Origin of the sequence: Novosphingobium sp. SG751A, assembly GCF_013149295.1 — a bacterium.
Classification (GTDB): domain Bacteria; phylum Pseudomonadota; class Alphaproteobacteria; order Sphingomonadales; family Sphingomonadaceae; genus Novosphingobium.
In genome coordinates, this window is record NZ_JABGCB010000023.1 from 61,259 (window position 1) to 69,470 (window position 8,212).

Sequence of the window (8,212 nt, forward strand, 5' to 3'; positions counted from 1 at the left end):
AATGACCGTTCCCGCACCGATCTCTTCCCAACGGATCGCTTTCGACGACGCTCGCCTGCTGGTCATCGGCGATATCATGCTCGATCACTTTTGCTACGGCGATGTCTCGCGGATCTCACCCGAAGCGCCCGTGCCTGTTCTTCACCTCAAGCGCGTGTCTCGCATGTTGGGCGGAGCGGGTAATGTTCTTGCAAATATCCGCGAGCTCGATTGCGTCGCCGGGTTGATCGCGGTGGTTGGCGATGACGAGGCCGGACGCCTGTGCCGAACAATGGCCGCGCAACTGGGGGTGGCCCCCGAAATGATCATTGTCGCCCCGGGCCGCTCCACGATTGTCAAAACCCGTTACATCAGCGGCGGACACCAGTTGCTGCGTTGTGACGAGGAGAATACCGCCCGGTTCGACTCTGCTGTCGAAGATGAGATCCTTGCACGCTTCGACGCAGCCTTAGAAAATTATAACGCGGTAGCGATTTCGGACTATGCTAAAGGTCTGCTGAGTGATCGCGTGCTGAGGCATATAATCGACGCATGCAACGCGCGGGGCGTGCCGGTAGTGGTTGATCCCAAGCGTCGCGATCTTACCGTCTATGCTGGCGCCAGCGTCATCAAGCCCAATCGTAGCGAGTTGGCGGCCTTTATCGCACACGAAAGTCGAGACTTTACCTCGAACCAGCGGGCAGCGGAACAGGCCATGGCCGCAACAGGCGCGGCGATCCTTTTGACCCTGGCCGAGGAAGGAATGGCATTGTTTCGGCAGGGCGAGGCGATGCGGCATTTTGTGGCAACAGCCAGCGAGGTTGCCGATGTGTCCGGCGCGGGCGATACTGCATTATCAATATTTTGCGCGGCCCTGGCATCAGGCTACGAAATGGCCGAAGCGGCCATGCTCGCCAACGCTGGCGCGGGCGCCGTGGTGCGCAAACTGGGTACGGCCACGCTTACCCGGACGGAACTGGCCGATGCCGTTGCCGATGTCGACATCACACCTTTCAACCCTATCGCAAACCGCGACGAAGCAGCCCGGCGCATCGCGCTCTGGAAGGCAGAAGGGCTGCGCGTGGGATTTACGAACGGTTGTTTCGACATCGTTCATGCCGGCCATATCCAATTGTTGCGCGAAGCCCGCGCCAGGTGCGATCATCTGGTCGTGGGGCTAAATTCCGACGCGTCGGTCCGCCGACTCAAGGGGCCAACCCGCCCAGTCCAGGCAGAAAGTTCGCGCGCCGAAGTGCTGGCGGCGATCGGGGCGGTCGATCTGGTTGTCATTTTTGACGAGGATACGCCTGCAGAGCTGATTGCAAAGCTTAAGCCTACCGACCTTATTAAAGGAGCGGATTATACCGAGGACCGGGTCGTCGGCGCCAAAGAGGTACGCGAGGCGGGTGGACGCGTACACCTTATCGAGTTGGTGCCCGGTTGCTCGACCACAAACGCTGTCGAGCGAATCCGCTCGAGCTTGAACGGCGACGAAACAACGCCCTCTGCGCGCACCAATACACCTGCATTTACTGGCTTTGGCAGATGAGCGATCTGGGCAGCCCTACTATTTCAGGAGTGTCGCGCATGGCGCTTCCGCGGCGCGGTGGCCTGTTCCAATGGATGTCGCGGCATTACGCACTGACGGTGTTCGTTGCGGTGTTTATTTTCCCCACCCTGCTGGCCTCGATCTATTTCGGGCTGGTGGCGTCGGATTGCTATGTATCTGAAACCCAGTTCGTGGTGCGTTCGGCTCAGAAGTCGTCGGCGGAAGGCGCTGCTGCCTATCTGCAGGATATTGGCATCAATCGGGCCAATGACGATGCCTATGCGGTGCAGGATTATATTATTTCGCGCGATGCGATGCATGCCATATCGGCTACAATCGACCTCCGTAAGGTATGGAGCCCCGCCGGTGCCGATTTCATCAGCCGCTATGGCGCGGGTCCGTTCAACAACGACAATGACGAAATGCTGTACCGCCATTATAAATCACGTGTGAAGGTGGAAAAAAACCTCGAAACGGGTATTACGACGGTGCGCGTCACCGCATATCGTGCGTCGGATGCCCACGCGGTGGCGATGAAGATCGTGCAACTGAGCGAAGCCAAGGTCAATGCGATGAACAATCGCGCGCGCGCTGACCGATTGGCTGCGGCCAGACGCGAAGCTGCCTCGGCGGCCCTGCAACTCTCGCAGGCCAATGTCGCGCTTACCCGCTATCGTGACAGCGCCGGACTAGTGTTGCCCGAAGCCACGGCAGAGGCCGACGTTCGCCAGAAATCGATGCTTGAGGCTGAACGGACCCGGATCGACGCCGAACTTGCAGGCATGGTCGCGCGGGCGCCAGGTAATCCCGCGATCCCGGCTTTGCGCCGACGGCTTGGGGCACTCAACCGCGAGATTGCCGCGCAGTCGGCCAAGCTGACCGGCAATGGGGATGCCCTGTCGGGCAAGGTCAGCGGCTATGAGCAGCAGCTTGTCGAGCGCGAATTGACCGAAAAGCTCTATGAAGCAGCGATCAAGCAGCTTGATACCGCGATCGACGAAGCCAATCGCCAGCAAATCTTCATCGAGCAGATCACCGATCCCAATTTGCCCGACACACCGGTGGAACCTCGCCGGTTGCGTTATATGTTTACGGTCGCACTTCTGTCGTTCTGGGCCTTCCTCAGCATTTACCTTCTGCTGTCCGGCGGTCGTGAACACCTGAATATGTCGTAAGGGTGTGGGCATGAGCGCAGGCACAACATTTTTGCAGGATCGGTTTGAGCGCAAGGCACGAACCATCAATGCGTTGTTGATTCGCGAGTTGATGGCTCGTTTCGGCCACCGCAACATCGGTTTCCTGTGGCAGGTGCTGGAACCTTTGCTGCTGACGCTGGGGGTGATGATCTCCTGGTCGACCGTTTATGGCGAAAGAAACCACGGAGTACGAGTGATCCCCCTCGTGCTCACCGGTTACACGTTCATAACGGTCTGGCGGCACATGAATTCGCGCTTCCTCCACGCATTCCGTCATGGATCGGGCCTGCTGTTTCACCGTCAGGTGCGTCCGGCCGACATCCTTGTCGCACGAGGCCTGCTTGAATCGGTAGGCACCCTCATCGCTTTTTTTGTGGCCTATCTGCCCTTGCGACTTCTGGATGTGATCGAGCCGGTCGACGATTATCTTCTGCTGCTGAGTGGCTGGTCGCTACTGTGTCTCTTTTCTTTCGGCGTGGCGATGATCCTGTCGGCGCTGGCCCATTTCTCCGACGCTTTCGAACGGGTCATTCAACCTATTATGTATCTCATCCTGCCGCTGACCGGGGCCTTTTACATGGTCTATTGGCTGCCGCCATCGGCGCGACAGATCGTCATGTGGTCGCCTCTCGTCAATGCCAGCGAAATGTTCCGGGCCGGCTATTTCGGGGCCGAAGTGCCTACGACATGGAATTGGCCGTATCTTGCCATCTGGACAATTGCCGTGAATGCGGTTGGCTGGCTGCTTGTGCTCAAGGCACAACGCCATATCGAGCTTGAATAATATGTTGCGTGGATCCCCCTCTTCAGACACCGCGGCAAAAACTGGCAAGCTGGTTCAGGTCGAATCTTATGACGATCCGGTGAGCATCGCGCTCACTTCGCGTCAGAAGCGCGACCGCATCCTGCTTACCGTTTTTCTGGTGATCGTCAGCGTCACTGCTATTTATAATTTTCTGATCGCAGCGCCCCGCTACGCTTCGGAATTCAGCTATGTGGTGCGTTCGGCCACACCGGCGCGCGACCGCTTCAGCTTCATGAATTTCTCGGCCAATGGAGAAAGTTCGGACAATAGCCAAGCCATTATAACCTATCTGTCCTCCCGCGATCTGCTCTCCCAGATCAACAGCGACGGCCTTGTAACACGCATTTTTGCCGCGCCTGGTGTCGATATGTTTTCGGCCTACCCCTCGATATTTGCTGGAAACGGTGCAGAACACCTCTTCCGCCACTTTCAAAGCTATCTGGACGCCGAATACGACGAAAAGGCCAATATCAGCTACGTAGAAGTGCAGGCTTTCAAACCGGATGATGCCCGAGAGCTGGCGGAACGAATGCGACGCGCCTGCGAGGACAAGATCAACGCCTTGAACGACCGTGCCCGGAGCGGAATGACCGTCACTGCGGAAAAAGAAGTTGCTGCTGCGCGCGCCGATCTCGTCCGAGTGCTTGTTCAGCTTACCCAAGCCCGCAACAGCGGACATGTGATTGATCCTAAGCTCCAGTCGGGGGCGGCCGTGAGCCTGACCTCGAGCATCGCGGCCGACCTTGCCGAAATCGACGTACAGATTGCCGAGACGCAACGCAGCACCCCCGGCAATCCCGGGCTCACCCAAATGCAATCGCGCCGCGCCGCGATCCAGCGCGAGCTGGCCCGGCAGAGTGCCGCGATGACCGGGGGCCATGGCTCGCTGGCCGACCGTATTCAGGCCAATGAAGAACTCGATGTTGCCCGTGCCGTCGCTGAAAAGCGGTTGTTGGGCGCCAGCCTTGCCCTGGCCAACACACGCACAACTGCCGACCGCAACCGCCTATATCTTGAATGGATTTCCAAACCTAACCGTCCGGATGAACCATTATATCCGCGTCGAGGCCGCAATATCCTCATGGTGGCTTTGCTCACGCTTGCCTTGCTTTGGATCTTCCGCTCGCTTTCCGAATTGCTGTTCGATGCCGATGAATAAGCTCACGCCGATTTCGCCTCCGCTTGCGGTAGCTGACGAAAGCGCCTCTTCGCGTCACAACTTGATCAGGCGGCGGGATGCAGGCGCCATTACCGTCTCCCACATCTATAAGGTGTATGAGACCCAGACCGGGCCAAAAACCGTGCTCACCGACATCGACTTTACCGTCCGACCTGGACAAAAGTTGGCTGTCTTGGGACGCAATGGCGCGGGCAAGTCGACCTTGGTGAAGATCATCGGTGGGGTTGAGCGACCGACCAAGGGACTGATTTCACGCGGAATGTCGATGTCTTGGCCACTGGCATTCGGCGGTGGTTTCGAGGCGTCGATGACGGGCCTGGATAATATCCGTTTCATCGCGCGGATTTACCGGCAACCCATCAATGAAATCATCGAGTGGGTGGACGATTTTGCGGAGCTCGGCAAAAATCTGCTGCTTCCTGTGAAATATTATTCCTCCGGCATGCGGGCGCGACTCGCCTTTGCTCTGACGTTGGCCATCGATTTCGATTGCTATCTGATCGACGAGGTGATTTCCGTTGGCGACGCGCGCTTCCATCAGAAATGTCACGATGCGCTCTTTCACGACAGGCGCGACTCAGCCATGATTCTGGTCAGTCATGACACAGGGATCATTCGTGAGTTCTGCAGTTCGGCGCTGGTGCTGAAGAACGGCCACAGCCGTGAATTCTCCGACCTCGATCTCGCCATCAATATTTACAATACATTATGAACGATGAGCGCCCTGCCCCCTTTTCAACGCACGTGCAGCCAAGTGATAATTGCGCAGAACCCGGCAAAGGAGGCCGGATTAGCATGATGTCTCCGATCAAACTCGCCCCGCTGACCATGGTCGCCAGTCTCATGTTGCTAGGCGGCTGTGCGGCACTGCCCCAGTCGGGACCTGCAGGTCACCGCATTATTCGCGACAGCCGCAATGGCAGTTTCATCCTGCATGAGGTTGATAGCGAAAGCGCGCTGCCCTCCCCTCCGGAGATGGCACAATTCTCACCATTGCCTCCCAGCCCGCGCCCCGGCGCAACGGTGCTTGCCGCCGGCGATGCAATAAGTGTAGTGTATTACGAGGTGGGGGCGAGATTGTTCTCGTCGTCGACAGGTTTGCAAACCACCCCCGATGCCAATGCCAGGGCAACCACGGTGGGCCCGATCGCGATTGATCGCGACGGTCTTGTGCGCCTTCCCTACACTGGCGAGATGCACGCTGCCGGTCTTACTCCGCAGCAGCTCGCTTTCGCGATAGAGCAAAAGCTGCGAACCATTTCCGAACACCCGCAGATCATCGTCCGGCTGGACGCGGCCAATGGCAGCAGCGTCATGGTCAGCGGCGAAATTACCCGTACCGGTCGCGTGGCATTGTCGGGTGCACAGGAAAAACTCCTCGACGTCATCTCGCTTGCCGGGGGGCCGCGCGGCGCTCCTGAAACACTGCTGGCCCGCGTTGACCGACACGGTTTGGTGAGCGAGGGGCCGCTGGAAAAACTGACTTATGAAAACTTCGGCGGAACTGTGATGGAGCCTGGTGACCGGGTCCAGCTTGTCCGTCTGCCGTGGAGCTATTCGGTGCTCGGTAGCGCTAATCGGGCCAGCCGATACGACTTGCCGCTGCGACGGGTCTCGCTGGTCGAGGCGTTGGCGCAGGCCGGCGGCCCCAATGAGTATGTGGCAAATCCGGCAGCGGTGTTCGTGTTCCGCTTCGTTTCAGAGCCCGCAACAGGCGGGGGCGCACCCGGACCAGAGCGAGCGGTTGTCTATCACATCAATATGAAAGTGCCGAAATCTTATCTGTTGGCGCAACGTTTCTGGTTGCAAGACAAGGACGTAGTCTATGTCGGCGGCGCCGAAACCAACCAGCCCAGCAAGCTGCTTCAGATCATCGGCCAAGTGTTTAGTCCGATTGCGGTGGCAAGGCAGGCTACGTATTGAACGCCTGATTTCCATGGGTCATCTGCAAATATCGGATAGGAAGAAATCATGCTGACTTGAGGAAGCCTATGGTTTTCATGCGCCAGCGTCCCGGGATTCAAAGCCGATCCTGGAGCGCGGATGCTGCAGGTGGGGCGGTTTCTGCGTGATAGTAAAAGAGGTAATCCGTAGCCCTATGACCCCAGAGGCCAAGATATTGGAGAACCTGCTCGATGCAGCCTATCGACCTGAAGTCCCAAAATATTCTGCCTGTGTGAGAGCACCTCAAAAAGGCGAAAATGAAATATTTAAAATACAATCAAGCCGAATGGATGGATTAAAAGGGGCTACGAAATGAGTAAAGACAACCGCAACCCGTCGGTCGAAATTCAGGAGCACTTGCGCCAGTTCATGCGCTGGGTCGACCCATCCAACGGCAACCCAAACACCGAGCCCCTTTGGGAATTCATTCGCGATATCGGTATTATGCGCTTGAATATCAAAAACATGGGATATGACATTGCGCGTCATCTCGGTTCAAGCCGTATGAGTGACATCCCTGCGGCACCGCCACGCGCGAATCTGGGGTGGCGCGCTTCCACTCAGGCGGACATCGAAAGCGACTGGGCTGCCTATTGGTGCAACGAACTTCAAGTCAGGCCGTTATACCACCGCAAGCTTTGGGAATTGTCTTATGTGCTGCATTGCTTGTGGTACCATGGCAAAATAGCGCCCGGTATGCGCGGCCTGGGCTTTGGCTGTGGCGAGGAACCCATTCCCAGCTATCTGGCATCCAAAGGGGTGGACGTGGTTGCCACCGACCTTCCGCCCGATCATGTGGATGCTGTAAACTGGCGAAACACAGCGCAACACACCGACAATCTTGAAAAGATATGCCAGCCAAATCTGGTAACCCGGGCAGACTTCGATCGGCACGTCTCACTTGAATATGTCGATATGAATGCCATTCCCGAAAGCCTGCGCGACTTTGACTTCTGTTGGTCGGTTTGCGCTTTCGAACATATCGGATCGATCGAGAAAGGCCTGCAATTCATACTGAACTCGATGAGCACGCTCAAAAAGGGCGGTGTCTCGATTCACACGACGGAATTCAACTTTCAGAATGGCCCAACGATCGACAACTGGCCGTCAGTACTGTTCCAGCAGAAGCATTTTGAGGATCTTGCCAACCGTCTTCGTCAGGCCGGACATCGTTGCGAACCGATCACCTTTAACATCGGCGAAGACATGCTCGATCGCTTCATCGATATACCGCCGTGGGAATGGAATAAGGCAGAGACACCCAGCAGCATGAATAAGATCGGGGAATGTCCCGCCCATATCAAGCTGTCGATCGATGGGCTTCCTTGCACTTGCTACGGCCTCGTCGTCGAAAAGGGATAAAGACAGTTCTTGACTGCGTCGTGCACCTTATCTTGTCGTGCGACGCAGTCAGAATAGGAAGCCAGATAGTGAAAGTAAGACAAGGGCAGACTTTAGAGCCGAGATCGCGTCCCATGGCGTGGTGTAGCTGGGGTTGATCTCCGCGTTATCCGGCGTCAGCCAGGGCAGGTCATGTGCCGGGCACAGCCGAGAGCATG

7 protein-coding genes are annotated in these 8,212 nt (G+C 57.2%); all 7 read left to right on the top strand.

Going from position 1 to position 8,212, the window contains the following annotated elements; translation table 11 throughout:
* The first annotated feature begins 1 nt into the window (after position 1).
* The 7 genes from rfaE2 (at position 2) to FHW96_RS22615 (ending at position 8,015) form a co-directional block, all read left to right on the top strand.
* On the top strand, positions 2-1,528 hold the full coding sequence (rfaE2, locus tag FHW96_RS22585; protein ID WP_172342829.1) for a D-glycero-beta-D-manno-heptose 1-phosphate adenylyltransferase: 1,527 nt from the start codon (positions 2-4) through the stop codon (positions 1,526-1,528).
* Positions 1,525-2,703, top strand: coding sequence for a hypothetical protein (locus FHW96_RS22590; RefSeq protein ID WP_172342830.1), 1,179 nt, complete (start codon positions 1,525-1,527; stop codon positions 2,701-2,703). The genes rfaE2 and FHW96_RS22590 overlap by 4 nt, the downstream gene beginning before the upstream one ends.
* 10 nt (positions 2,704-2,713) lie before the next feature.
* Complete coding sequence (locus FHW96_RS22595; RefSeq protein WP_172342831.1) at positions 2,714-3,508, top strand: ABC transporter permease; 795 nt, start codon at positions 2,714-2,716, stop codon at positions 3,506-3,508.
* The gene (locus FHW96_RS22600; protein ID WP_172342832.1) at positions 3,501-4,688 is read left to right on the top strand and encodes a hypothetical protein; all 1,188 of its coding nucleotides are present in this window, start codon (positions 3,501-3,503) and stop codon (positions 4,686-4,688) included. Before FHW96_RS22595 ends, FHW96_RS22600 begins: the two co-directional genes overlap by 8 nt.
* A complete protein-coding gene (locus tag FHW96_RS22605; protein ID WP_253951166.1) occupies positions 4,675-5,421 on the top strand; it encodes an ABC transporter ATP-binding protein in 747 nt (248 codons plus the stop codon). Before FHW96_RS22600 ends, FHW96_RS22605 begins: the two co-directional genes overlap by 14 nt.
* An 83-nt stretch (positions 5,422-5,504) precedes the next feature.
* Complete coding sequence (locus FHW96_RS22610) at positions 5,505-6,632, top strand: polysaccharide biosynthesis/export family protein (RefSeq protein WP_172342833.1); 1,128 nt, start codon at positions 5,505-5,507, stop codon at positions 6,630-6,632.
* A 333-nt stretch (positions 6,633-6,965) separates the two neighbouring features.
* Complete coding sequence (locus FHW96_RS22615; protein WP_172342834.1) at positions 6,966-8,015, top strand: cyclopropane-fatty-acyl-phospholipid synthase family protein; 1,050 nt, start codon at positions 6,966-6,968, stop codon at positions 8,013-8,015.
* Positions 8,016-8,212 lie beyond the last annotated feature (197 nt).